General features: G+C 48.2%; 25 protein-coding genes and 4 pseudogenes. All 29 read left to right on the top strand.

What is annotated here, in order from left to right:
- Positions 1 to 207 precede the first annotated feature (207 nt).
- The 29 genes and pseudogenes from L2097_RS09230 (at position 208) to L2097_RS09090 (ending at position 26,094) form a co-directional block, all read left to right on the top strand.
- Positions 208 to 2,481 carry a type VI secretion system Vgr family protein gene (locus L2097_RS09230; RefSeq protein WP_250352678.1) on the top strand — a complete coding sequence of 758 codons (2,274 nt, stop codon included), beginning with the start codon at positions 208 to 210 and terminating at the stop codon, positions 2,479 to 2,481.
- Between the two features lie 9 nt (positions 2,482 to 2,490).
- Positions 2,491 to 2,865, top strand: a complete 375-nt coding sequence (locus L2097_RS09225; RefSeq protein WP_250352677.1) for a DUF3592 domain-containing protein — start codon at positions 2,491 to 2,493, stop codon at positions 2,863 to 2,865.
- Positions 2,866 to 2,980: 115 nt separating this feature from the next.
- Positions 2,981 to 3,367 carry a hypothetical protein gene (locus L2097_RS09220; RefSeq protein WP_250352676.1) on the top strand — a complete coding sequence of 129 codons (387 nt, stop codon included), beginning with the start codon at positions 2,981 to 2,983 and terminating at the stop codon, positions 3,365 to 3,367.
- Positions 3,368 to 3,399: 32 nt separating this feature from the next.
- Positions 3,400 to 3,756, top strand: coding sequence for a DUF3592 domain-containing protein (locus tag L2097_RS09215; RefSeq protein WP_250352675.1), 357 nt, complete (start codon positions 3,400 to 3,402; stop codon positions 3,754 to 3,756).
- Positions 3,757 to 3,904: 148 nt separating this feature from the next.
- Positions 3,905 to 4,294, top strand: coding sequence for a hypothetical protein (locus tag L2097_RS09210; RefSeq protein WP_250352674.1), 390 nt, complete (start codon positions 3,905 to 3,907; stop codon positions 4,292 to 4,294).
- A gap of 60 nt (positions 4,295 to 4,354) precedes the next feature.
- On the top strand, positions 4,355 to 4,747 hold the full coding sequence (locus tag L2097_RS09205) for a DUF3592 domain-containing protein (RefSeq protein ID WP_229222137.1): 393 nt from the start codon (positions 4,355 to 4,357) through the stop codon (positions 4,745 to 4,747).
- Between the two features lie 10 nt (positions 4,748 to 4,757).
- Entirely contained in the window at positions 4,758 to 7,289 is a 2,532-nt protein-coding gene (locus L2097_RS09200; protein WP_250352673.1) for a DUF2169 family type VI secretion system accessory protein, read from the top strand.
- Positions 7,286 to 8,356 carry a pentapeptide repeat-containing protein gene (locus L2097_RS09195; RefSeq protein ID WP_250352672.1) on the top strand — a complete coding sequence of 357 codons (1,071 nt, stop codon included), beginning with the start codon at positions 7,286 to 7,288 and terminating at the stop codon, positions 8,354 to 8,356. The genes L2097_RS09200 and L2097_RS09195 overlap by 4 nt, the downstream gene beginning before the upstream one ends.
- Before the next feature lie 9 nt (positions 8,357 to 8,365).
- Positions 8,366 to 8,971 carry a DUF3540 domain-containing protein gene (locus tag L2097_RS09190; protein WP_250352671.1) on the top strand — a complete coding sequence of 202 codons (606 nt, stop codon included), beginning with the start codon at positions 8,366 to 8,368 and terminating at the stop codon, positions 8,969 to 8,971.
- A gap of 9 nt (positions 8,972 to 8,980) precedes the next feature.
- On the top strand, positions 8,981 to 9,373 hold the full coding sequence (locus tag L2097_RS09185; RefSeq protein WP_039079463.1) for a DUF4150 domain-containing protein: 393 nt from the start codon (positions 8,981 to 8,983) through the stop codon (positions 9,371 to 9,373).
- Between the two features lie 25 nt (positions 9,374 to 9,398).
- On the top strand, positions 9,399 to 9,794 hold the full coding sequence (locus tag L2097_RS09180) for a hypothetical protein (RefSeq protein WP_242430068.1): 396 nt from the start codon (positions 9,399 to 9,401) through the stop codon (positions 9,792 to 9,794).
- Between the two features lie 99 nt (positions 9,795 to 9,893).
- A complete protein-coding gene (gene tri1 / locus L2097_RS09175) occupies positions 9,894 to 10,982 on the top strand; it encodes an ADP-ribosylarginine hydrolase Tri1 (RefSeq protein WP_250352670.1) in 1,089 nt (362 codons plus the stop codon).
- A 136-nt stretch (positions 10,983 to 11,118) separates the two neighbouring features.
- Positions 11,119 to 13,050 (top strand): type VI secretion system Vgr family protein, encoded by a 1,932-nt coding sequence (locus tag L2097_RS09170; RefSeq protein ID WP_250352669.1) that lies wholly within the window; start codon positions 11,119 to 11,121, stop codon positions 13,048 to 13,050.
- Positions 13,051 to 13,060: 10 nt separating this feature from the next.
- Positions 13,061 to 13,861 carry a DcrB-related protein gene (locus L2097_RS09165; protein ID WP_250352668.1) on the top strand — a complete coding sequence of 267 codons (801 nt, stop codon included), beginning with the start codon at positions 13,061 to 13,063 and terminating at the stop codon, positions 13,859 to 13,861.
- Positions 13,861 to 15,204, top strand: coding sequence for a PAAR domain-containing protein (locus L2097_RS09160; protein ID WP_250352667.1), 1,344 nt, complete (start codon positions 13,861 to 13,863; stop codon positions 15,202 to 15,204). The genes L2097_RS09165 and L2097_RS09160 overlap by 1 nt, the downstream gene beginning before the upstream one ends.
- Positions 15,201 to 16,271, top strand: coding sequence for an ADP-ribosylarginine hydrolase Tri1 (tri1, locus tag L2097_RS09155; RefSeq protein WP_047370804.1), 1,071 nt, complete (start codon positions 15,201 to 15,203; stop codon positions 16,269 to 16,271). Before L2097_RS09160 ends, tri1 (L2097_RS09155) begins: the two co-directional genes overlap by 4 nt.
- 156 nt (positions 16,272 to 16,427) lie before the next feature.
- Positions 16,428 to 16,568, top strand: coding sequence for a hypothetical protein (locus tag L2097_RS09150; protein ID WP_167337885.1), 141 nt, complete (start codon positions 16,428 to 16,430; stop codon positions 16,566 to 16,568).
- Between the two features lie 236 nt (positions 16,569 to 16,804).
- Positions 16,805 to 17,122 (top strand): hypothetical protein, encoded by a 318-nt coding sequence (locus tag L2097_RS09145; RefSeq protein WP_047370803.1) that lies wholly within the window; start codon positions 16,805 to 16,807, stop codon positions 17,120 to 17,122.
- A gap of 70 nt (positions 17,123 to 17,192) precedes the next feature.
- Complete coding sequence (locus L2097_RS09140) at positions 17,193 to 17,708, top strand: hypothetical protein (protein ID WP_047373314.1); 516 nt, start codon at positions 17,193 to 17,195, stop codon at positions 17,706 to 17,708.
- A gap of 270 nt (positions 17,709 to 17,978) precedes the next feature.
- Positions 17,979 to 19,652: pseudogene (locus L2097_RS09135) on the top strand (RHS repeat-associated core domain-containing protein); the annotation flags it as partial.
- An 8-nt stretch (positions 19,653 to 19,660) separates the two neighbouring features.
- Positions 19,661 to 20,104, top strand: coding sequence for a DUF6386 family protein (locus tag L2097_RS09130; protein ID WP_047370802.1), 444 nt, complete (start codon positions 19,661 to 19,663; stop codon positions 20,102 to 20,104).
- 498 nt (positions 20,105 to 20,602) lie between these two features.
- Positions 20,603 to 21,085: a competence protein ComJ gene (comJ, locus tag L2097_RS09125; protein WP_047370801.1), complete on the top strand. Its 483-nt coding sequence runs from the start codon at positions 20,603 to 20,605 to the stop codon at positions 21,083 to 21,085.
- Between the two features lie 140 nt (positions 21,086 to 21,225).
- Positions 21,226 to 22,347: pseudogene (locus L2097_RS09120) on the top strand (RHS repeat-associated core domain-containing protein); the annotation flags it as partial.
- Complete coding sequence (locus L2097_RS09115; protein ID WP_047370798.1) at positions 22,347 to 22,616, top strand: MafI family immunity protein; 270 nt, start codon at positions 22,347 to 22,349, stop codon at positions 22,614 to 22,616. The pseudogene L2097_RS09120 and the gene L2097_RS09115, both read left to right, overlap by 1 nt.
- Before the next feature lie 306 nt (positions 22,617 to 22,922).
- Positions 22,923 to 23,112, top strand: a pseudogene (locus L2097_RS09110) (RHS repeat-associated core domain-containing protein); the annotation flags it as partial.
- Positions 23,113 to 23,136: 24 nt separating this feature from the next.
- Positions 23,137 to 23,517, top strand: coding sequence for a hypothetical protein (locus tag L2097_RS09105; RefSeq protein ID WP_047370797.1), 381 nt, complete (start codon positions 23,137 to 23,139; stop codon positions 23,515 to 23,517).
- On the top strand, positions 23,517 to 24,515 hold the full coding sequence (locus tag L2097_RS09100; protein WP_047370796.1) for a hypothetical protein: 999 nt from the start codon (positions 23,517 to 23,519) through the stop codon (positions 24,513 to 24,515). The genes L2097_RS09105 and L2097_RS09100 overlap by 1 nt, the downstream gene beginning before the upstream one ends.
- A 246-nt stretch (positions 24,516 to 24,761) precedes the next feature.
- Positions 24,762 to 25,717, top strand: a pseudogene (locus L2097_RS09095) (RHS repeat-associated core domain-containing protein); the annotation flags it as partial.
- Positions 25,718 to 25,719: 2 nt separating this feature from the next.
- Complete coding sequence (locus L2097_RS09090; RefSeq protein WP_047370793.1) at positions 25,720 to 26,094, top strand: UCP019853 family protein; 375 nt, start codon at positions 25,720 to 25,722, stop codon at positions 26,092 to 26,094.
- Positions 26,095 to 26,167: the final 73 nt, after the last annotated feature.

Below are 26,167 nucleotides of genomic sequence, written 5' to 3'. Positions count from 1 at the left end.
TTGCGCTATGCTGTCATATTCGCCAGGAGTTTTCCGAAAATAAATGCCTGTTGGCCTTTCCTGATATTAATTAACAGGCAAAACGGTAGCCATCGCCCACTTTTGTAATATCCTCACAGACTGACTGGTTGATTATATTTGTCGCTCGGGCACGATAATTAATGATTGCACCTGGTTCTTCATGCTTTTTGTAACGGAATTAACCTTATGCACAATCGTATTACCGTACAGCTCCCCGTAGATGGGCTACTGTTCTGGAAACTGTCAGGGCGTGAAGCGCTGTCAGAACCTTACGCGCTTGGCCTGACGCTGCTGGGCACCGATGCCCGAATGGACCGCAGCCAACTGCTGGGGAAATCCGTCACCGTCACCATTCCCGGGCAGGATATGACGACGCCAAGGTACCTGAACGGCAAAGTGACCCGTGTGGCCGTCAGCGCCGTGGAACTGTCCGGCACCCGTTATGCGGTCTACCAGCTTAATGTTGAATCCGACTTGTGGCCGATGCAGCGCGACCGTAACCTGCGTATTTTCCAGGGGCAGACGGTACCGCAAATCGTCAAAACCCTGCTTTCTGAAAGCAAGGTTAATGTTGAAGACAAACTCAGCGAGAGTTACCGCGTCTGGGATTACTGCGTACAGTATCAGGAGAGCAGTTTCGACTTTATCAGCCGCCTGATGGAACTGGAGGGGATCAGCTACTTCTTCCGCCACGAATCCGGTCGGCACGTCATGGTGCTGACAGATGCCGCCAGCCAGCATCAACCGTTTGCCGGTTATGAATCCATTCCCTACCATGTGACGCCATCCGGCGGCAGCACCGATGAAGAAGGGATCAGCCAGTGGGCGCTGACCGACAGCGTGACGCCGGGGATCTACAGCCTGGATGATTATGATTTCCGCAAGCCGAATGCCTGGCTGTTTCAGGCGCGCCAGAATCCGAACTCGCCAGAACCCGGCAGCATTAATGTTTATGACTGGCCGGGACGCTTTGTTGACCATGGACACGGTGAATTCTATGCCCGCATTCATCAGGAACGCTGGCAGGTTGAGCACCAGCAGATACAGGGTAGTGCCACCGCGCTGGGTATCGCGCCAGGACATACTTTTACCCTTTATAACGCCCCCTTTTTCAGCGATAACGCGGAATACCTGACCACGGAAGCCAACTACTGGCTGGAAGAGAATGCCTACGCCAGCGGTGGGGGGACGGAAACAATGCACCGTATTGATTTCACAGTCATTCCCTCTTCGGTCACGTACCGTCCGGCGCAAAAAACGGCCTGGCCGCGTACCTATGGGCCACAGACCGCGAAAGTCGTCGGTCCGCAGGGAGAAAGTATCTGGACCGATCGCTATGGCCGGGTGAAGGTGAAATTTCACTGGGACAGGCAGGCAAAAGGCGACGATACCAGTTCTTGCTGGGTGCGTGTTTCCAGCGCATGGGCAGGTCAAGGCTTTGGCGGCGTGCAGATCCCGCGTGTCGGCGATGAAGTGGTGGTCGATTTTATTAACGGTGACCCTGACAGACCTATCATTACCGGGCGTGTTTATAACGAAGCCAGTATGCCGCCGTGGGATCTGCCCGGCGATGCCACCCGCATGGGCTTTATGACCCGCAGCAAGGATGGCAGCATCGATAATGCCAGCTTCCTGTTTTTTGAAGACAGTCCGGGTAATGAATCGGTGCAGATGCACTCCGAGAAAGACATGATGGTGTCGGTCGAGAATGATCAGACGGTCAATATCGACGGTAACCGGACGACGACGATCAAAAAGACGCAGACGGATGATGTGACGGGCGATGCCACGTTCTACTACCGGAAGAAAAGGACGACCACGGTGGATGATGTTGAGCAAAAAAACTTCAATAACAGTGAAGTTATCAATATCAAAGAAGGACGTCATATGACGATTCTGAGCAAGGGAGAATTAAATGAAATCACGGGCGATCAGACTACAAAAATAGCGCAAGGGAATCAGTCCACAACCATAAAAGATGGAAAACAAGAAACGTTTATCCAGACAGGTGGGCGTAATACTGAAATTCGTAATGGTGATCGTTTAATTGTTAGCTCTGGTGGTCAGCATAATGAGATAACGGGTGAGGTCAACACCACAATCAATGGGGGATGGACCCAGACCATTGCATCAGGAGAAACGCTGATCCAATCTCCGAATAAAATCACAATACATTCTGATACAGAAGTGAATATTGATACTCCGTATTGGGTGACAAATGCTCATGGTCATCAGGAAAGTTATATCGGCGCCTCTTTAGGAATCACCGGTGCTGGAGTAGATATTAAAGGCCTAAATATTTCAGTGACGCCCTTGAGCTTTGGTCTTACCGGGATGAAGATGGAAAATAATCCAGTGACCATCCATATTGATAATGGTATAAAAACCCGGGTTGCCGGGGTGGAGTTTGATTCACTAGCAATGAGCCTTCATGCCGCTGGTGTTTTTATGTTTATATAAGAGGGATGTATGAGATTTTTTACCAATATTATCGTGTTCGCTGTCCTGGCTTTCTTTGCCTATGTTATTGTGTCTTTGCTCATCAGGGATGCCAAAAATAAGAAAATCAAAGAGGGGATAGCGGCGGATGGCGTCAATACTACGGGGCTTATCACGGATGTCTCCAGTCGTTCTGGCGGGAACTCAGGGTTTATTAACATCACGGTAAGTTTTGACTATGAGATTGAGACGGGTAAAAAAATCAGTGGTAAAGCTGATGCGGTAATTGATGTAATGAGTATCAATAAATATCAGCCCGGTGAAACCATTGCTTTGAGATATTCGAGAAAAGAACCTGAAAAAGTGATTGTGGATATTCCAAATCCTCTTCTGAAACGTCGCTGATTATCATTGTGGGAAAAGCCATGGTTAGCTAAGCGGCTTACCCACAAATCGATAAGGTAATATATTCAATGAATAAATCAAATTAGCATAAATAGCCAATGCTTATCGAGTCCAGATGATGACTGTTTTATCAGAACATTCAAATTTAATAGCACTGAGCGTGATGCTGGTTTTTATCTTTGTTTGCCTGAGAGGATTAAAGGGACAAAAAACTGATGTTATGGAAATTAAGTACTGGTTATCGAGAGACAAATGGCAAGGTGAGGTGACGACGGCGACATTGCGGGAATGGAAACAGACTTCCACAATGCATAACTTTAATCATTTCTTTATCGTTACCTTTGATGCAAATCTGGAGGGTAGGGTGAAACAATATAAAGCGGCTGCCGCGCTAAAAGTATCTGAAATCCCCCAGCTTAAAAAAGGGATGCCCATTATGATTAAATATCAGGGTGTTCCGCCAAAGAAAATAGCAGTACTGAGCATGCAAGCCGAGCATTGATGATAAATATGAGAATTGTTAATGACATCATTATGTTCACCATCCCGGTTTTATTTTCCTGTGTTATTGTGTCTTTGCTTATCAGAGATATCAGGAATGCAAAATTAAAATCCAATATCCGTAAAAATGGCGTGCTTGCACAGGCTGAAATCTTGAATGTTGAAGCCTATACTGGAAAAATTTCAGACTATACAAATATTAAACTACATTACAAATTTACCACTGATGAGGGTATTGATATCCTTGGAACAGGAAGTGCGGTTATTTATACTTCTGATTTAAGACAATATCAAATAGGGAAGTTTTTTGATGTTACATACAATAAAGATAATCCGTCTCAAGTTATTGTGGAAATAGAGAATGCATCTTTAAAACGTCGGCGGCGATGATTTTAATAAAATTATTGGTTGCAAAGGTACTGAAAAGATTCCTGGCGTGCAGTCTGGCCCTTAAGATGGAAATAAAGAAAACATCTGGCTGCATGCGATTGTGCATCAATAAAATGGTAAATTGGTTGGCCATTAAAACAAGATTCCTGTGAACATTCTTATCAATGTTATGAGTGACCCTTTCTTTATCTCTGGAATGATTATCACCCTTGCGGGACTGTGGTTTGCCGTTGTGTCATTCAGGCAGTATGGGATACAAATGCGGTTACTCCGCGACTGGGTATCACGCGAAGAATGGGCCGGGAAAATTATGCATGTTCCTCTGGAGTCCTGGTTACGAACAGGTACGACGCGTGGCGAGTATTCTCTTTATGAATGCCACTTCTTTGCAGATCTCGGTAACAAGAGGAAAAAACACCGTGCCCATGTCGCTGTCAAATCCAATGATATTCATAGACTGAAAAAAGGCTTAACCCTGACGGTAAAGCACAGTGATGATAACCCTCCACGGATGGCAGTAATGAGCGTGTTTAACTAAGCTTTTATGCTTTCTTTTATTCTGGAAATCACTCTGCGTATACACGAAAGGTCCAAATAAATGGAATTTTTTGACACTTACTGGTATCTGCTGCCTATTGGGATATTTTCAGCCGTCTTTTATCTTATCTACCTTAGCTTGCGCGATAACCTTATTGTTTATATTAAAGACTCCTTTAAGCAAGCATCAGTGCTTAAAACCGGTATTGGTGCCAATGCGGACATTATTGTTGCCAGGCAAACGGGGATGTGGGATGCAGAAAATCCTGTTTATTTGATGACGGTAAACTTCAAAACCCGTGAAGGACTGGATGTGCAGGCAAGCTTTTATACATCGCTAAACTTTGAAGAAAGAGAACGTTTTAAAGTTGGTAATGGCACCACCATTAAATACGATCCCAACGATCCGAAAAGAATTGCGTTGTACGATCGGCCACTCATATTAGGCGAATAAGGTATTACGGATGAAGATTATTAAACCCTTGCGCCTGAGCGTACTCCATCGCCCCTTTCGTTGGCAGGGTAAGAATCATCTTGGCGTGTCGGTGATGGCGCTGACCGATATGGGTGAGACCCCGACACTGCGTCCGGAGATGGAACTCTGGCAGCTTGCCGCCAGTGAACTACAAACCAGCGGCGGCGTCATTGATATGGCGATGCCGAAAACCCGTGCAGAATTCCTTGCCACCGGGTATGCCTATACTCACCACCAGCAGGAAAAAACGGCGGTGATGGCGCGGGTGGATATCGACAATCTCAGTAAATCACTGGTGGTGTTTGGCGACCGTTTTTGGTCAGGTAGCAAAATGACCTCGCCGCAGCCTTTTGCCGATATGCGTCTGGACTGGACACGCGCCTGGGGGGGCGCGGGCTGTGAAGAAAACCCGCATGGCATGGGATTTGGTGCGGAAAATCATCAGGGACACAGCGTCCACCGCTTGCCGAACATTGAACCCCTCCACGGGCGCATGACCTCGCCAAAACAAAAGCCGGAGCCTGCGAGCTTTGGGCCGCTTGATCTTACCTGGCCGCGCCGCTTTCGCCGCATGGGCAAAAACTATGACGCCGGTTGGTTGCAGAACGATTTTCCCGGCTTTGCCCGCGACATCGACTGGACGGTGTTTAATGCCGCCAGTCCCGACCAGTGGTGGGACCGGGATACCCTGCCTGAACAGGCGTCGTGGCGCATCTGGAATATGCACCCGCAAAAACCTGTGCAGGAAGGCACCTTGCCGCCCTGGCATGCGCGCTGCTTTATCAGCCGGTTGCGCCAGGAAGAGACCCTGTTTGAAGAGATATCCCTGCGTGCAACCACCGTCTGGTTTTTCCCGCATCTGGAGCAGATGGTGCTTATCTGGCAGGGGCATATCCGTATAAATGAAGACGACGCAGCGGATGTGTTGCACCTGATGCCTGCGCTCGAAAAACACGGCGCCACCCGTTCCGTTAACCACTATCGCAAAGTCCTCAGCCAGCGGCTGGATAAAGAAAAAGGGGCGTTGTTCGCGTTTCGCGAAAAGGATCTTCTGCCGGAATCGCTTATCGGCCCGTGGCTTGACAGCGAGGTGCAGCAGACGCCGAGCCCGATGCGCGACAACATAAAGAATCGCGAAAAGCTGCTGCGCGAACAGTACCGGGAAAGGCTGGAAGCAAACGGGCGCGACATTGGCGATCTGCTCGACAACATCGAAGAGCCTGACATGCCTGCGCTCGATGAATTGCCTGAGTTTATGGAAAAGATGGAGCGTCAGGCGCAGCAGATACAGGCCGACGCAGAGCAGCGCAAACGCGAAATGGAAGCGAAGTATCCGCACAGGGATGACCAAATGCCGCGCGGGCCGGAATCACTGCATCGGATGCAGGAAATGCTTCACCGCAACAGCGACCTGATGAGTGAGAAAAAGCGCCAGCAGGCGAGCGAGGCGCTGCATCAGATGTATCTTGCGGCGGTTTCCCAACAGCCTCCCGCCGTGCGCCTGACGGGCGACCTTGCGCAGATCATCCGCCAGCGTGCCGGGCGTACCCTTGCGCAAGGGGGGGATTTTAGCGGTATGGATCTCACTGGCGCGGACTTTTCCGGTATGGACCTCAGCGGCGCGAATTTCACAAAGGCGCTGCTGGAATGTGCTGATTTTCGCAACAGTAAGCTGGATGACGCCTGTTTTGCCGGGGCGATGCTTGCCCGTACGCAATTTGAGCGCACCTCATTGCAACGATGTGATTTTACCGGGGCGAGCCTGGCACTTGCTCAGTGTCAGGAGAGCGATTTTAGCGGTGCACGCTTTAAAGAGACGCAGACACAAAATGCCTTATTCGAGGCGTGCATCTTTGATAACGCCAGCCTGGATGGACTGCTGCTGCGCGAAACCGGGCTGAGCCGCTGCCGTTTCCACCACGCCTCGCTGGACGGCTGCATCTTCCTGGAACTTACCCTGGCAGAACCTGATTTTCACGGTGCGCGGCTGCATAAATGCGCGTTTATGCAATCGGTGCTGGTGGCCGCAGTGTTTAGCGACGCGCGGCTGGATAGCTGCTCTTTTGTCCAGACTCAGGCGGAACAGGCGAGTTTTGCCGGGGCCACTTTAATCGCTACCGCGATAGCGGCCGAAAGTACTTTAGCGGGCGCCGACTTTCGCCAGGCTTCGCTCATCCAGTGCAACCTGCGTCAGACGCCGCTCGCCGGCGCGCAATTCACCCTGGCGAAGCTGGAGAATTGCGATCTCAGCGAAGCGGATTGCCGCGCCAGCCACTTTGGTCAGGCAAACCTGATGGGAAGCCTGTTTGTGCGCACCGATTTTCGCGAGACCGATTTCACCGATGCCAACCTGATGGGGGCGCTGTTGCAAAAAAGTCAGCTTGGCGGGGCCAATTTTAGCGGGGCGAATCTTTTTCGCGCCGATCTCTCGCAGGCGTTTATCAGTGATACCACCCGCCTTGACGGGGCATGGACGAAACGCATCAAAACGCTGCCGAAGCGCGATGGAGAAGTGATATGACGATGCTCACCGCAGCACAATTGCAACAGCGGGTGAAAGGCGGCGAGCCGGTCAGCGAAATCTCCCTCGACGGGCTGGATTTGCAGGGCTGCGATCTCTCCGGCGGTATTTTTCAGGAGGTCTCGCTGGAGGGTGTAAACCTGCAAGGGGCCAATTTGCAGGAAACGGCGTTCACCGAATGTGCGTTAAACGGGGTAAATCTGCGGGGAGCCCGGCTAACACAGACGGTGTTTAATCAGTGCGAAATGGCAAACCTGCGGGTGGAGGAAACGCCACTTGATGGATGCATCTTCAACCACTGCACGTTGACGGGTAGCCATTTTACGGGCTGCTCGCTGCAGACCGTGCAATTTATGCACTGCGCGCTGGAAGACAGCCACTTTGACAGGGCAATACCTGAACGCAGCGTCTTTTTTGAATCACCGTTGACGCATGCCCGCTTTGCCGGGTGCCGTTTTTTGCTGACCACCTTTTATGGCATTGATCTGCGTACGACGGTGCTTGAGGGCAGTCAGTTTGAACGGGTGGTCTTTTTCAACTGCGATCAGCGCGGGAAAAATTACGCCCGGCACGGCTTTACCGGCTGCCAGTTTACCGAAAACCAGTTAGACGGCGCGGATTTTAGCGGCGCACAACTTACCCAGTGCAATTTTAAAGGGGCGTCGTTACAGACTGCGCAACTTAACCAGGTGAATGCGACCCAGGCACTGTTTATGGAAGCGAATCTGCGTGGCGCGCAGTGTCGTGGCAGCGTTTTCGATCAGGCTATTTTCGTGGGTGCCACGCTCGAACAGGCCGATTTCAGCCAGAGTCGCCTGTTTCAAAGCATTCTGCAGCAGGTGAATGCCGCCGGGGCGTGTTTTACGCTTTGCGACCTGACCTACAGCGATTTTACCGGTGCCGACCTGCGTCTGGCGGACCTGCGCGGCGCGACCTTTTCCCGCACCCGGATGCACCGGGCGAATCAGGAGAATGCCCGGTTCACCGGGCGTCAGGGCATTCTCGAATATGACGAAGAATTATTGGCTGCTGAGGCCTGGAGCCTGCAGCGCCAGAGCCGCCGTTGAGGAGACCAAATGAGTAAAGTGAATCATTTACTGACACAACCCATACTGCCGCCTGCACAGGCATCGGCGGTGGTGACCCATTGTTTTGCTGACGGCAGCCTGACGGTAGAAAGCGAAGGGCGCGGCTGGCATTGTCGCCGGGCAGCGAGTTGCGTTATCGCACCGCAGACGGGCGATACGGTACTGATTGCCAGCGTAGAGCGCCAAATCTGGCTGCTGGCGGTACTGGAACGAGCTAACCCGCAAGTGGCGGAGCTCAGCGTGCCGGGCGATCTGCATATTCATAGCGAAGGGGAGCTAAGCCTGAGTAGCGATGCGCTTCGCGTCACTGCCGGGCAGGGAGACTGCCATATCGACGAGATGAAATACAGCGGCGAGAAACTCTCGGCCTGGGTCAGCCTGTCGCGCGTTGTCGGCAAGCGGGCAGAATCTGTCTGGCAGACCGTCACCCAAATCAGCCATAGCCTGTTTCGTACGACCAGACAGACCGAGCAGGTCCGCGCCGGGCAACTGGACATGAAAGCGGAGGACTATGCGCGCCTGCATGCCCACAACACGGTGATCACGTCCAAAGCGATCACCAAAGTCGATTCTGAACAGATTCATATGGGGTAAGGAACTGCCATGTTTGCAAACTGCCAGCTTTTTGGGGTCGATTTGGCCTTTCCGGATGTCTGCCTAACGCCAATGCCTGCCCCCACGCCCATTCCCTATCCGGATATTGCGCTGGGGCCGACGGCAATCCCTAATGCGATGAATATCCTGTTTATGGGGATGCCTGCCCACAATATGGCGACCATCACGCCACTGACCAACGGCGATAACCCCGGCGTGGCGACAGGCGTGGCCTCCGGTACAGTGATGGGGCCATCCCGGCATTTAACCGGAGCATTTACCGTGCTGTTAAAAGGTACCCCCGCCACGCGATTGACCAGCGTGAGTCTGCAAAATTCCACCAATGCGATTGGAATGCGTATCGTGCCGAGCCAGTTCAAAGTGCTGATGCTGGCGCCGTAATAACAGGACAGGAGTACATTCAGGCGTGAATATCTCGACGTTTGATATTGTGAATGTGGTTGCCACACTGGTGCTGATAGTGATTGGTTTCGGGCTGGCAAAAAGAGTCGTGCGTAATTCTCAGCGCAAAGAGCAGGACATTCTCGCCAACGGCAGCGATGTCAATATCACCATTTTATCCATGAAGCAAAGCGGGTTGTTTATTAATAACAACCCGGTCATTGAAATGTCATTACGGGTGGAACAACCACAGTTTAATAAAAGCTGGCTGGTCGAAAAACATAATGAAACGGCGTGGTTAATCGCCGTTGCGGCTTATCAATCAGGGAATGTTTATCAGGGCAAGCTCGGGCAAGATGATAAAAGCCTGGTCTTCGTAAAAGACGGCAGCGGTAAACCGTTACCTGCGATGCAGCAGTAAGTATCCTAAATCACGGCTGGGTTAAAAGTATTTTTTTCTCATCAGGAAGATCCTGAATCTCAAGTCATGGACTTATCCAAATCAGGCTAAAGGAACTTAATGATCGACTTGCACGCTGATGATTCAGCCATTAATAATTATGTCACCCGTTATATGGAATATCTTCCTTATTCTACGCGTGGACTGACACAGGAAGAGCTGGATAGTCTCGAACCAAAATATAGATATTGGGATCGTACACTTGAGCTTAATGTTAGCGAGGATATATCCCGTGATAAAGCAATAGGTGCTTTGGTCGGACTCGCTGTAGGCGACGCAGTGGGTACAACGCTTGAGTTTCAGCCCCGAGACGTTCAGCACGTTCAGGATATGGTTGGCGGTGGGCCGTTTCGCCTGCGTCCTGGTGAATGGACCGATGATACTTCCATGGCACTCTGTCTGGCACAGACCTATCAGCAGGCTAATCGTTTTGATGCTGATCTATTTTGCCAGTTAATGCTCCGATGGTATAGATTTGGTGAAAATAGCAGCAATGGCCGCTGTTTTGATATTGGTAATGCTACGCGTTATGCGTTGGAACAATATTCGCTGCATGGTCTGAAATGGGACACAAAACCAGCTAATAATTCTGCTGGGAATGCACCCATTATTCGTATTGCACCTGTCTCAATATTCAGACGAAAATCTCATCGAACGATTTATTTTGATTCTAAAGCGCAATGCCATGCGACACATTATGCACGTGATGCGTTAGACGCCAGCCAGTTTATGGCCCTTATGCTCCACTATCTGATTAGTGGTTACGATAAAGAAACTGCTTTTGCACCGCATATTTACCCGCTACTTTCACGTGTAGCAATTATAAACGCCGGTGAATATAAAGAAAAAAGCCGCGATCAAATTCGCTCCAGCGGTTATGTCATCGATACCCTGGAAGCGGCCATGTGGGCGGTATGGAACACCGATAATTTCCGTGATGCCATCTTGCTGGCGGCGAACCTTGCCGATGATGCCGACAGCGTGGCGGCGACGGCCGGGCAGCTTGCCGGCGCGTTATATGGCTGGTCGGGGATTCCGCAGGAATGGAAAGAGAAGCTGGTGCAGCATGACCGCATTGCCTCTTTGGCCGCGGCGTTGTTTGACCAGGCGCCGGATGACGAAACATCGCCGGAATCAGTGTCGGTATGACTGGCAGATACACTTTACCTCACCAGACATCAAATTTTAGTAAAAACACCGCATTTGTAGCGGGTGGATTTTCTCTATCGAATGGCATTTGCGCTGACGATTTCAGCGCGTTGCTACTTTTAACGGAATGAACCTTATGCTCAACCGTATTACCGTGCAGCTTCCGGTCGAAGGGCTGCTGTTCTGGAAACTGTCAGGGCGTGAAGCGCTGTCAGAACCTTATGCACTTGGCCTTACCGTGCTGGGCACCGATGCGCGCATGGATCGCAGCCAGTTGTTAGGAAAGGCCGTCACCGTGACGGTCCCGACGCAGGACATAACATCGCCGCGCTACTTCAACGGCAAAGTGACCCGCGTTGCGGTAAGCGCCGTGGAACTGTCCGGCACCCGCTATGCAGTCTACCAGCTTAATGTTGAATCCGACTTGTGGCCGATGCAGCGCGACCGTAACCTGCGCATCTTCCAGGGGCAGACGGTACCGCAAATCGTCAAAACCCTGCTTTCTGAAAACCAGGTTAACGTTGAAGATAAGCTGACCGGCAGCTATCGCGTCTGGGACTACTGCGTACAGTATCAGGAGAGCAGTTTCGATTTTATCAGCCGCCTGATGGAACTGGAGGGGATCAGTTACTTCTTCCGCCACGAGGCAGAACGGCATGTTCTGGTACTGACCGATGCGGCAACCCAGCATCAGCCGTTTGCCGGTTACGAAACCATTCCTTATCACGTGACACCGTCCGGTGGCAGTACGGATGAAGAGGGGATCAGCCAGTGGGCGCTGACGGACAGCGTGACGCCGGGGATCTACAGCCTCGATGATTATGATTTCCGCAAGCCGAATGCCTGGCTGTTTCAGGCCCGCCAGAATCCGGTCTCACCACAACCGGGCAGTATTGATGTGTACGACTGGCCGGGGCGCTTTGTCGAACACGATCATGCGGATTTCTATGCCCGTATCCGCCAGGAGCGCTGGCAGGTGGAGCATCAACAGATTCATGGTAGCGCTACGGCACTCGGCATCGCGCCGGGTAACACATTTACTCTCTATAACGCCCCCTTTTTCAGCGATAACGCGGAATACCTGACCACCGAGGCCAACTACTGGCTGGAAGAGAACAATTACGCCAGCGGTAGTGGCTCGCAAACGATGCACCGCATTGATTTCACAGTAATCCCCTCCACAGTTACATACCGTCCGGCGCAAAAATCAGCCTGGCCGCGTACCTATGGGCCACAGACCGCAAGAGTCGTCGGCCCGCAGGGGGAAAGCATCTGGACCGATCGCTATGGCCGGGTGAAGGTGAAGTTTCACTGGGACAGACTGGCGAAGGGGGACGATACCAGCTCCTGCTGGGTGCGTGTCTCCAGCGCCTGGGCGGGACAAGGTTTCGGCGGCGTACAGGTGCCACGCGTGGGCGACGAAGTGGTGGTCGATTTTATTAACGGTGACCCGGACAGGCCGATCATCACCGGACGCGTCTATAACGAAGCCAGCATGCCGCCGTGGGCGCTCCCCGCTGCCGCCACGCAAATGGGGTTCCTCAGCCGTTCGAAAGACGGTTCTTCTGATACCGCCAACGCCCTGCGTTTTGAAGATAAGGCGGGGGAGGAGCAGGTGTGGATCCAGGCCGAACGGAATATGGACACCAACGTTAAGAATGACGAAACGCATACTATTGAGAAGAATCACACTCAGTTCGTTGGTGAGAATGAAACCTTGCGGGTAGTGCAAGATCAGAATACAGGCGTTAAGGGAAGCCTCACGAGTCTGACGGGTAATAACCGCGACGATAAGGTTGTGAACAATTTTACGCTTGCAGCTGGCGAAATGTTGCGTATTGAGTGCGGACAAAGCGCAATTGAACTGCTCAAGGACGGGACGGTCAGCATAATCGGCAATAATTTTAATTTTACGGCGGCAGAGAGTGCACAAATAAATACTCTTAGTGGCGATCTTCACCTGAATCCCGCCGATGGCAGTGCTGGAACCCTGGCGGTTGGAACGAATCAACAAACTATCATACAGCAAGAAATAGATAGCTTTTTTACCGTAAAGGCAAATAAATAAAGGGTGCACGATGGCTGATTATATTCTCCAGGAGGCGACACTCGCTTTACCTGATGTATTCAAAGACCGTACGATGAATCTTTTTACCCTCAATGATACAGGTGCCAGTGAATTTACCTTTGTTGTATCTCGTGCAGGGGCGAAAAACGGGGAGACCGTACAGGCTGTTGCGGCGCGTATTGCCCGCGAGCTGGAAGTCACAGTGCCAGAATTTCACATGGAATCGACGCAGCAGAAGTTAATAGATGGCGAGCCAGCCGTTGAGCTTTTTTACCGATTTAAAAATGGCAACGTGTTAATTTTCCAGCGCCAGACAATTATTATTCTGGATGAACCTTCGGGTGGGAAAAAAGTTGTTTGTTACATTGGCACCTGCCCTGGTGAATTTAATGAGCTTTATCAGAAACAATATCAGGATATTATTGCGAGTATCCGCTTTCACCATAATCAACATGAGGCGACGCTGGGGGAAATGATCCGCCCGGATAATCCGGATCTCTTTTTCGCGCTAGATACGGAAAGTTGTAATCTGGACGTTTTTTCCGGTGTGCAAGCGTTATATCGAAGCCTACCTTTGCAGCGTGCCCGTGAAGGCCTCTATTTGCTCTACGCCCAGGACGGTTCGCCGCTGCGTATTGCACCTGTCCCCGACACGCAGCCGATACGCTACGCCTTATGGTCTGTTGCCACAATTCCTGGACATCATCTGGAACAACAACTCAGCATCTGTCGCACGGTTAACGGGCCGCAGGGACTCGCTTCCCCTGAGCAGATACTGGCGTTTCTTACACGGCAACGGACATCGTCGTAATGACTGCGCTACAGGCTGCAAGGGTCGATGATCCTATTGCCCACACTGCATCAAAATCCTGGATGATTGTTGGGCTTATCGGTGGTGCCATACTGGGGGCTGCGACGGTAGCTACCGGCGGGCTGGCGCTGGTTGTGGCGTCGGCTGCTGTAGGTGCCTGCGCCGCAGGCGGATTGGGAGAGGTGCTGGGAAGTATGTCCTGGGCACCCCGGCATGTCACTGGAATGCTCACTGAAGGATCGCCAAATGTATATGTGAATAGCCGTAAGGCGATTCGCGCGCATCTGTCTTTGGGCAAATGCGATGAGCATAGCGGTTCGCCAAAGCGGGTCGCTGAAGGTTCCATTAAGATCTATATCAATAATTATCCTGCTGCACGTCTGGGAGACAAACTCACTTGTAGTGCCGAGATTTTTGCCGGATCGCCCAACGTTTTTTTTGGTGGCGCGAAAGTACAAACAGACGAGATAAGTCCTGAGGTTCCGGGCTGGGTGAACTGGGTCATGCTGGGGGTTGGTACCGCGGCTCTCGCTGTGATCGCAACGCCAGCCATTGCTGTGCTCAGTACTGCAGGCGCCTTATTGGGGGGGACTGGAGGGAACTGGGCGGGGGGATGGTTGTTTGGTGAGGGCAGTGACGGGCAAAAATGGAGCATGCTGTTCGGCAGCTTGATAGGTGGCGGTATCGGCATGAAAGGCGGCGCGAAATTTGATGCCGTGCGTGCTGCGCGACTCAGCGCAGAGCCAGTGGCTCCGGATGCTGCTGTGTCAGCAATAAACCCGGTAAAACCGGCAATGCCACTCGAAGAAGCGATGCCCGGTTGGGGAGAGGCATGGATTAAGAATGGCAGAGAATATGCCGAATTACGCGATCCTTATCTGTCATCTAAACTCACGGATGATCAGGTTGGCGCGCTCTATGGCTATACAACTAACGAAGGCTATACCATGCTTAACCCTGCGTTACGTGGAACGGAGCCTATGACGCCAGGGCTGGAGGCTTATTCGCAGCATCTCTCTGAGGCGATGGATGTGCTTCCACCAACATCCGGTACGTTCGTACGTGGCGTAAGGAGTTTGCCACCTGAGGTCCTTGATCAGCATGTGCCGGGAAATATTGTCTCCGATCCGGGTTATTTCAGCACAGATATGGTAAAACCCTTTAAAGGAAAAATTCAAATGCAGGTGGAGGGGTATTCTGGCAAACAAATTGACTTTGTGTCTGAGTTTAAAGATATTAATTTAGAGAACGAAGTTCTGTTTAAACCTAACACCAAATTCGAAGTTATCGACAGGGTTGAAAGTCATGGGTTTATCCATATCAAGCTTAAGGAAGTTCAATGATCGATTTACATGCCGATGATTCAGCGATTAATAATTATGTCACCCGTTATATGGAATATCTTCCTTATTCTACGCGTGGACTGACACAGGAAGAGCTGGATAGTCTTGAACCAAAATATAGATATTGGGATCGTACACTTGAGCTTAATGTTAGCGAGGATATGTCCCGTGATAAAGCAATAGGTGCTTTGGTCGGACTCGCTGTAGGCGATGCAGTGGGTACAACGCTTGAGTTTCAGCCTCGTGACGTAAACCATGTTCACGATATGGTCGGTGGAGGACCGTTTCGTCTGAGTCCTGGTGAATGGACTGATGATACGTCCATGGCATTATGCCTGGCACAGACCTATCTGCAGGCTAATCGTTTAGATGCTGATCTATTTTGCCAGTTAATGCTTCGATGGTATAGATTTGGTGAAAATAGCAGCAATGGCCGCTGTTTTGATATTGGTAATGCTACGCGTTATGCGTTGGAACAATATTCGCTGCATGGTCTGAAATGGGACACAAAACCAGTTAATAATTCTGCTGGGAATGCACCCATTATTCGTATTGCACCTGTCTCAATATTCAGACGAAAGTCTCATCGGGCGATTTATTTTGATTCTAAAGCGCAATGCCATGCGACACATTATGCACGTGATGCGTTAGACGCCAGCCAGTTTATGGCCCTTATGCTCCACTATTTGATTAGTGGTTACGATAAAGAAACTGCTTTTGCGCCGCATATTTACCCGCTACTTTCGCGTGTAGCAATTATAAACGCTGGTGAATATAAAGAAAAAAGCCGCGATCAAATTCGCTCCAGTGGTTATGTCATCGATACCCTGGAGGCGGCCATGTGGGCGGTGTGGAACACCGATAATTTCCGTGATGCCATCTTGCTGGCTGCGAACCTGGCCGATGATGCCGACAGCGTGGCGGCGACGACCGGGCAACTTGCCGGCGCTTTATATGGCTGGTCAGGTATTCCCCAGGAATGGAAAGATAAGCTGGTACAGCATGACAGAATTGCCACACTAGCAGCTCAATTGTTTGATCGCGCACCGGATGACTATCCAGAATAGTTCGTTAACGGGGAAACCTTTTTGCAGATAACCTGATACGACGATGACGATATAGCGCAGCTAACAAGCTGCGCTAGCAATAATTTTATATTTCTGAGCATCCTTGCACGTTGATAGCCTCGATGGAGGGCGGAGCAAGACAGCCCCGGCAGACAGATGATTGAGCTTATCAGTGCTCCAGAACGAAAAAGTGATGTTCGGAGCCAGCAAATGAATAAAGAGCATTACTCCGTGCTTGATTATATTAAAGATATTTTTTCTGAAGCCGAAAAAATAAAAATGTATTACATACAATGATTTCGGTAACATTAGAACCAAAAGAGTTTGAGAAGACCGAACCTGAACCGTCAAAACATTTATCTAACGCTAACCGTATCTCTTCGCAAATTGCTTATGGATTAAAAGCCATTTTTTCCACATCAGGAAAAACATGATTATGTGAAAAGAAATAAATGCTCAAAAATAAAATATGCCAGGTGAGTTGAGCAGGATGTCAGTTTCTTGTATGTCAGAGAGCAACCCAGGATAATGCCATGACTGATGTCTTTTTACTGTTAAGGGAACCATGGGATTACGACATATATTCCCAAGGCTCCGCATTGGTGATAACTGTTGTTTTTTCTGAATACAATTTGCATTCGCAAATGGATGTATTCCGTTCTTTTACTATATCGAAAGAGACACTTATCCAATATGGAGAGGGGGGTAATCTTTCAGCATTAGCCAATAAAATCAGAGAGACTTCACATCGTCACATCTGGAATGAAGTAAAACCTCATGTTTTTATCTCAGGGAAAGATACGGTGGCTAAGTATGAGGATTCAATAGCATTGATTGCCTCTATTTGTTAGCCTGATATTCTTTTACGTAATATTTTGAATGCGAATCCGCCATATTTTTGAACAGGGAATGACCAAACACATGGTAAAACACCTCCGGAAGCAAAAAAGCAGCATCTATGGTGCGGTTGCGTTACTGATAACTGCCCCTGCTGTGGCGAAAACACCAACAAACAATCTCTGGGATTTTATTGTTTACATTAAGGCGGCAACCCGGCATCTGACCGTTGATACCGTTTCGCAGTTTCCGTTGTCATTAAACCTGAATAATCAAAATGAGTACGTTAATTTTTATCAGTCGGATGCGATTGTATTGGATGATGGTAGCCAAATTGACGATATCGACGTGCGTCTGAGGCGAATTTCGAAAGAGCAATCCGCCTTTATCAGCTTTTCACTCAAGGGACAGTGCATTACTCTTGCACAGGTCCGTCAGCATTATTCACCGCTAAAGATTACCGATACACCGCGCGGGCATTCGGTTTATGAAGTCACCAGCTATACCGCTATGCTAAATGACGATCAGGACGTGTCGTTCAGTTTTGCTGAAATTAATCCTAAGTGTCTAAGTGGTGTCGTGATCGACCATCGCGAATAAAACAATACAGCCAAGGCTACCATTTCCGGTGCGAGGCATTATGCGTTTAACCCTAAGTCTATAATCTCTGCCTGGTGCTTTCACAAAATATTTTTCAGCGCAGCGCCGTCCTCCCCATTCACATATTATCATTGATATGCTTTTCTCCCCTGTACAAGATTATTGCTTCCATGCGTCTTTTACTCAGCTGAAGAAGCTGCCATAAAATAATCGCTGTATTTCTTCATGTGGGCCTTTTGAAGATTTCTATTCCATTGGTAAAACTTTACGGAGCTGATTTTTACCTATGACGCGTTAGGGCGTGTTATCAGTGAAGAGGGTGAAAACGGCAGGCTGGGCTGGACTTATGATGCGCTGAGCAACCGTACGTCGGTGGAGCTGCCCGACGGGCGTCATCTGAAATATTTCTATTACGGCAGCGGGCATCTGCTGAGCCTGGCGCTCGATAATCTGCCGATAAGCGACTTTACCCGCGATGAGTTACACCGGGAAGTTGGCCGTACGCAGGGCTTGCTGACAAGCCGCAATGAATACGATCGTCTCGGACGCATCCATCGCCGGGATGTGTTCACCGGCAATGCACAGCGCCCGGCGCCCGCACGCTGGTCACGTCGCTGGGATTACGACTACCGCAACAATCCGGTGCGCGAAGAGCGTGATGATGATCCGTTCAACGGGTGTAACTGGAAATATGACAGCGCCGGGCGTCTGCTGGAACAGGACGGCACGCTCCCCGGAAAAGAGCAATGGCGCTGGGATGCGGCGGGTAACCCGCTGGATAACAGCCTGCAGCAGTCTGTTCGTCATAACCGTCTCACCCGCTTAAATGGCATTCAGTGGAGCTATGACATTCATGGGCGGACCACTGAAAAAGACAACGGTCAGACGCGCTGGCTCTATCGTTACGACGGCGAGCACCGGTTAACCGATGTGGTGGCAGTCCCGAGGGACAGGAACAAACCACAAACGCAGGTCAGTTTCCGCTATGACCCACTCGGCCGGCGTATCAGCAAAACACGCCAGCAGACGCTGGGGGGCAGGCCGGTCGGAAAGCAGGTGACGACACGTTTCCTGTGGGAAGGTTTTCGCCTGATGCAGGAAATTCACGACGACGTGCCCCTGACTTATGTCTATAGCGACGCGGACACTTATGAACCGCTGGCGCGTATCGATGGCACAGGGGATCCGGATATTTACTGGTTCCACTGTCAGCCGAACGGTACGCCGGAACGGATGACAGACCGTGAAGGGCATATCCGCTGGGAAGGGCAGAACAGCGCGTGGGGGAAACTGCTGCACGAGTCGATACCGCAGGAGACGGGCTATGCGCAGAACCTGCGTATGCAGGGGCAATACCTGGATCGTGAGACCGGGTTGCACTACAATTTGTTCCGGTATTACGACCCGGATAGCGCCAGGTTTACCCAGCAGGACCCGATAGGGCTGGCGGGGGGGATTAATCTTTATCAGTATGCGCCGAATGCGTTGGGTTGGGTGGATCCTTGGGGGTTGAGTAGGTGTTCTGGAGGTACCCGCTTAACTGTCAATAAACCGAAGATTTTAAGCAGCACAAAGCTGTCATCAACTGAGAGAAAATTCCTCGAAAGACAGTTTATGAAAAAAATGAATGCCTTAAACCGAGCGGCTCAAAGAGGAGAGTTAGTTTGGTCTCCTGGCACCCATGAGGTTAGGATTTCATCTTTGCAAAGTTCTTACAGGCAGGCTGTTTCTGCACGCTTTGAAAAAATGTTTGGCTCAGCACCTGATCTAAGTAAGTTAAACGCTGATCATCCTGTTGATTTAATTGTTGGAGGTTCGCCTACACAAAGATTACAAATGCTGAATGAAACTATTAATAAAAGTGTCGGTAGTTCTTTGAAAAATGCAGGCAGAAAGGCGGGGCTTCAGCCCGGAGATGCCATCAGTGAGATAATATTTCAATAGGGGGTAAAATGAATAAATCTATTAATATACAGACGGATACTGCCACATTAGTAATTTATGATTTGATATCATTAAAGCATAGGATTAATGATGATGCAGATTGGTGGAGTCTTCCAGAAGATGAAGTTGAAGAAATAAATAAAGGGAATGTGTTATTTCTCAATCTTGGAGATGATGGTAACTATAAAGTTGATATTAAAAATGATATTGGTGAATATACCGGATCATTATTTTTAAACGTACCTGCTGGAAAGGTTTTCATAGGGGCGGGAGAAGATGTCACTGGCGGAGATCTGGAGCCAGATGATTCAGATGCTATTTCAGGCGAGTTTATTACTTTAGAACCAGGTAGTTACGAGGTTAAATATAAAAAGCATGGTTCAGATGTGCTAATTTCCTTTACAAAAGCAACGTTTACTGAAAACTCATTAGAAGAGGGTGTTTATCTCTGAATGAAAATCCACGCCCTGGCGTGGATTTTTTCATCCAAAAAAATGTTAAATAATTAATTAGTTCACCACGTAGCTATTTTTAACACTATTCTTTTTTTCCTTCTGCACGCATCTTGCTTATATCGCGCCTTGCTTACCCTTGTCTTCAATAAGCTGTCAATATACTCGCGACGAACAACTTTAACCTGAGAAAAGCCCACAGTGGCGGCTGATCCCCGCAGCGAGTAAGACCTCCTTGGGCGACGGCATCGCCGGGACGTTTTTCCCTGTAATGCCAGGTGCCGTCACCGCGCCGCTGGTCTCGCCGCAGGGATTACTGCTACCCAGCTACGATCCGCTGGCGAGTATTGATGCCCCGGAGGTTTTCTGGTTCCGATGCCAACTCGACGGAACGGATGACGGATATCGAAGGTCAATAACTGTGGTGCAGGTTCAATTATTAGTAATACTTTTATCAGAACTACCAGGTAGAACGAGAATAAAAGTCGAGATAATGTAATGAGTGATAAAAAACTACAAATAGTTGATCTGCTGATTTCTCATAGTCAAATATTATTGCGTTCCCGATACTATGATGAGAAACTAAGTCAGTGGGGGAAAGGAAATGTTTCGCAAGGTGCTGTACTTTACAAGGATTATGTTATATTCGATCCATTACCAGAGGACGCGTTTGGAGCAAACGTAAATATCAAAGTAGAGAATGTTTTCGCATTGGATAAAAATGCTCAACGCTGTATTGTTGTACCATTTTTTATTACGAATAAACATAAGTTGCAGATCGCTTCCGCTACTGAGAAATTCGATTTAAATATAGATGTGAAACATAAATTTTATTCGCTATTTTATGAGGTGTGTGAAGGACGAGAAATTTACTACAATTTTACTCTTGTCCCAGCAAAAGAAACCATTATTGCCAGGTTTTTGTTAGACGATCCATGGGGAGGAGTTAAAGACAATCCTCTCAAAGAAGGTATTTTCTAAAATTAATAAAAACTAAGTTAAAATTGGAATCTAAAAATCCACGCTATGGCATTGAATTTTCGTGCAAAATAAATCAAACGTTAAACAACTAGTTAATCACATAGCTGCCTTTGACGGTGTAATCTTTCCCTCCGCACACAGGGCTGCTGACCACCCGCCGCGAATACGACCGACTTGATGAACTGCATCGCCGGGACGTCTTTACCGGCAATGCCCAGCGCCAATCACCGCGTCGCTGGCCCTGCCGCTGGGATTATGACATCCACGGCCGCACCGTGGAGAAAGATAACGGACAGACACGCTGGCACTACCGCTACGACGGCGAGCACCGTCTGACTGAGGTGATCAGCCAGCCGCGGGACCGCAACAAACCACAAACGCAGGTCAGTTTCCGCTATGACCCGCTCGGCCGGCGTATCAGCAAAACACGTCAGCAGACGCTGGGGGGCAGGCCGGTAGGAAAGTAGGTGACGACACGTTTCCTGTGGGAAGGTTTTCGCCTGTTGCAGGAAATTCACGACGATGTGCCCCTGACTTATGTCTATAGCAACGCGGAAAGTTATGAACCGCTGGCGCGTATCGATGGCACAGGGGATCCGGATATTTACTGGTTCCACTGTCAGCCGAACGGTACGCCGGAACGGATGACAGACCGTGAAGGGCATATCCGCAGGGAAGGGCAGAACAGCGCGTGGGGGAAACTGCTGCACGAGTCGATACCGCAGGAGACGGGCTATGCGCAGAACCTGCGTATGCAGGGGCAATACCTGGATCGGGAGACCGGGTTGCACTACAATTTGTTCCGGTATTACGACCCGGATAGCGCCAGGTTTACCCGGCAGGACCCGATAGGGCTGGCGGGGGGGATAAATCTCTACGCGTATGCGCCGAATCCTCTAAAATATATAGATCCGCTTGGGTTGTGCAAAACGTCTGGAAATAATGGTTCAGATAATTATGTAGATCTTGCCAGCCCTCAACGCCGTAGACATATTTTAGATGGTGATGCGACTGGTGGTGGTCATCGCCCTGGCACAGGGCATCCCGGTAAAAGTGAATTTCCAACAGGATGGTCTGATGACAAAATAATGCACGAAATTTCAGATATAGCTACAGATCCTTCACTGACATCTACGACAGGACGTGGAGGAAGAACGGTTACAAATGGAACACGAGACGGTATTGATATTAGAGTAGTTCAAGAAAAAAATGGTGATATTGTATCCGGTTTCCCAACAAACGTTCCCAGGAATCCTCGCTAATGGATATAAAATATAAAGAAATAGAAGCTAAGTTATTTGAGTTAATAGATATGTTGAAAACATGTTTCACGCAAACAGAACTTGATGAGGTTATTGAGTTTATTAAATATAATGAATATGGTTTGGCATTAGATACTGTGATCGATATTATAATTGAAGAAGATAAAAAAATAAATAATGACATTTTAAATATGATGATTAAATTGTCGAATATTATGAATTTAGATTCGGAAAGTCTTAATAAAAAAATGATTGCATATATACTTTAATTTATTAAAACCGGGAAGATTTAACTCATCCCGGTTTTATTTTTAGACTTCACACAGTACGCCTGATATCCCGCTCTTCACCCCCTTAACTACCTGTTTAAAATAGTAAAATTCCTTTCGCAGTTCCTGCCCCTCGTTGGATTCTGCAATCATAATCAAACATCCCTCCGAGATCTTCACAGTAACGCCCGTCCCGGTATCAAACCACGCATCTCTCAGCCACTTACCGGACACGTGGTGTGGGAGACGCACTATCAGGTATGGGGGAACAAGGTCAGGGAAGTGTACGCCGAAACAGAGCACACCCCGGTGGAGCAGAACCTGCGTTACCAGGGACAATATCCGGATAGGGAGACCGGGTTGCACTACAATTTGTTCCGTTATTACGACCCGGATAGCGAAGGTTTACCCAGCAGGATCCGATAGGGCTGGCGGGGCGATAAATCTTTATCAGTATGGCGTAAATGGGCTCTCTAGAAGAGACCCCCTCGGATTAAAGCAAGAAGAGGTTATACGTTATATGAGTAAGGACGAAGCTATTGCATCAGCCTCGGAACGCGGTGGTAAAGGTGGATTAGTTCCTAATAATCGTGGTGATAAAGCCATATGGGTTAACCATGATAGTCGACCTGGATTTAACCCCGGAAATGAAAAATATCGAGCAGTTATAACGGTTAATGACTCTGGAGTAGAACTCCTTCATCAGCATGGTGATATATCTAAAGTTGATTATAAAGAAACAGAATTAAAAGACGGCGTTCTCTCAAAGAGAAATGAACCTGGAGCAAAGGGTATTGGTGAAAATATTCTTGCCAAGTTTAATTATAAAATTACTTCATTCCAGACTGAAAGCAAAGATGCTAAAGGAAATTGGAAGAAATGCGGTAAGAGGATTATTTAATGAATTTTGAAATGTATTTGCATAAGATTGAACATTTTATCAATTCGAGAGCCGAGATGAAAAGCTTTGGCGAGTATGTTTATGTACAGGACGAGCCAAATTTGTTTCCTGTTTTTTTAAAAAAAGAAAATGGAAAACTCGCAGAATTGAGCCATTGGCAAACTTGTTTTCCCAAAGGAATGCCATTGCGTGCGTTGAAGGGATTAGGTTTAAGTGAAGATGAAAGCTATGCGTTCGAAGTTTTCCTCTCGCGACTAGGTTATCTGTTTCAAATTGATAACCGACAGCGTATAGATAAAGATATTTTTATCTTGTTTTATATATACCAACTCGTTTCTTTAAAAAATAACAATGAAGATTACGCAATAAAAGCAAAAAATTTCTTTTTGAGATTTTTATGTTTTGAAGTGGGAATGGATTATGATGTTTATGACAAACTATGCGTTACCAGTGACGGGTTCTGTATAAATACTACTCGCAATGATAATGTACCAGTATTGCCTTTGATAGAGCACTTTTATGAACTGGTTGCAAAAGAGAAAAACTACGGCGATATTAAATCAATAAAGAATTATCAAATATCGGTATTGAATTTCTTGTTCGTTGAGGATGGTCGGGATAATTATCTACATTTCAATGATACAAATTGCTATCTTAGCGACCCTAATGGTTTTGTATATACTTATAAAAAATCTCAGAAAACCATATATATAGCCCTGGGGCAGTGCTTTGATAAATATCAGTCTACAGGAAATTTATTAATATCAAATTTCATACTGATGAACTACTCATATTACATCATTAGGGGTAATCCGGCTGATCTTATATTTTTAAGAAGAAACGTTCCTTCTGAAGTGTTCCAAAAAATTATTTCGGCTATAATATATAGAGGTTTTTTTGTTGATGAGGATGAAATATTTAAATTGATTGGTGAGGAATACAGGATTATTCCTAAAAGAGATGAAGGGATGTTGTTTAATTTAATCTATTCGATTTAACCTGCTCGCTTTAATATATTAATATTCGACAGCAATAGGGGGTGCCATCATTTCAACGTTGAAGCAGGTGAAGAGGCCTTGCTGTTCAAAGGGGAAGGCATGGTTAATAAAGAACTTTACGGTATTCAATATTGAAAAAAACTCATGCAGAGCATGAATGGATGCCTGTATTAATCGTGCGGATCTTTCGCTTAACCAAAAGTTCCATGTGACCTTTCGTTGGTGCCCGGCGTCGGAGGTTATGCCAATAAACGCTTGGTGAACCGGAGCGACATTCGCTGGCGTTACGACATTCACGACCGCACCGTGTAGAAGAATAATGGTCAGACGCGCTGGCACTATCGTTACGACGGCGAGCACCAGTTAACCGATGTGGTGGCAGGCCGGTAGGAAAGCAGGTGACGACACGTTTCCTGTGGGAAGGTTTTCGCCTGTTGCAGGAAATTCACGACGATGTGCCCCTGACTTATGTCTATAGCGACGCGGACAGTTATGAACCGCTGGCGCGTATCGATGGCACAGAGGATCCGGATATTTTCTGGTTCCACTGTCAGCCGAACGGTACGCCGGAACGGATGACAGACCGTGAAGGGCATATCCGCTGGGAAGGGCAGAACAGCGCGTGGGGGAAACTGCTGCACGAGTCGATACCGCAGGAGACGGGCTATGCGCAGAACCTGCGTATGCAGGGGCAATACCTGGATCGTGAGACCGGGTTGCACTACAATCTGTTCCGGTATTACGACCCGGATAGCGCCAGGTTTACCCAGCAGGACCCGATAGGGCTGGCGGGGGGGATAAACCTTTACCAGTATGCGCCGAATCCGCTGTCATGGATCGATCCAGTAGGTCTTAAATGTTTAGAATTTGCTGATAATGAAAAGTTAACTTCGCATTTTAAAAAGCATGGCGGTGAGTTTAGAGCAAAATCTGAGGCTGAATATCTGGCGATCGGTAATGATATTATAAAAAATGGTCATAAAGTCCAGTATCTCTATAAAGGAGAAATAAGGACTGGCTATGTAATGTATATGGGGAATACATCGAAAGGGGCAACAAAGGTGGGCTTCGTTGGAACAAATTCTAGTGGAAATATAACAACTATTCACACGAAAAGCGGCAAAGATATCTGGAAGACGCTTAACGGGGACGCCAAAGATACAACTATCAAACTAGTTCCAAGAGATGAGGGTGGATTGTAGGTATGAAATATTATGCTAAAGTCATTGAAACCAATGATGACATAGATGAAGAGGTTTTGTTATCTTTCGGTGAGATCAATATTTATTGTTTTATTGTCTCTTGTCCATATGAAATAATTAAAGGAAATGTTTACCTTGTTGAAATTGAGCTTTCCTTTTTAGACTCTGAAATAATTGAACCTCAATCCGAAAGCGATTTATCAATAATCAGACAGGGAGATAGTTTTTCATATGAAATTAGAGGGTTTAAGATTGACGATAAAATAATTGTCAATGGGTTAGCTTTTATGGATGATTTATATACTCAAGAATATGGTTATATCAATCATGAATATGTCTTAATAAAACCTGATAGAATTAGTGTGTCATTTCTTTAGGTTTATATAAAAAGCCGTGGAAGACTTTAAATCTTCCCGGCTCATTTTTATTTGCCTGCCGCCGTTCAGCCCA

It is taken from the genome of Citrobacter sp. MNAZ 1397 (genome assembly GCF_023613995.1).
In the GTDB taxonomy this organism is placed as follows: Bacteria; Pseudomonadota; Gammaproteobacteria; order Enterobacterales; family Enterobacteriaceae; genus Phytobacter; species Phytobacter ursingii.
Note: the sequence above shows the minus strand (reverse complement) of the source record. Positions and strands in the feature narration are given on the sequence as shown.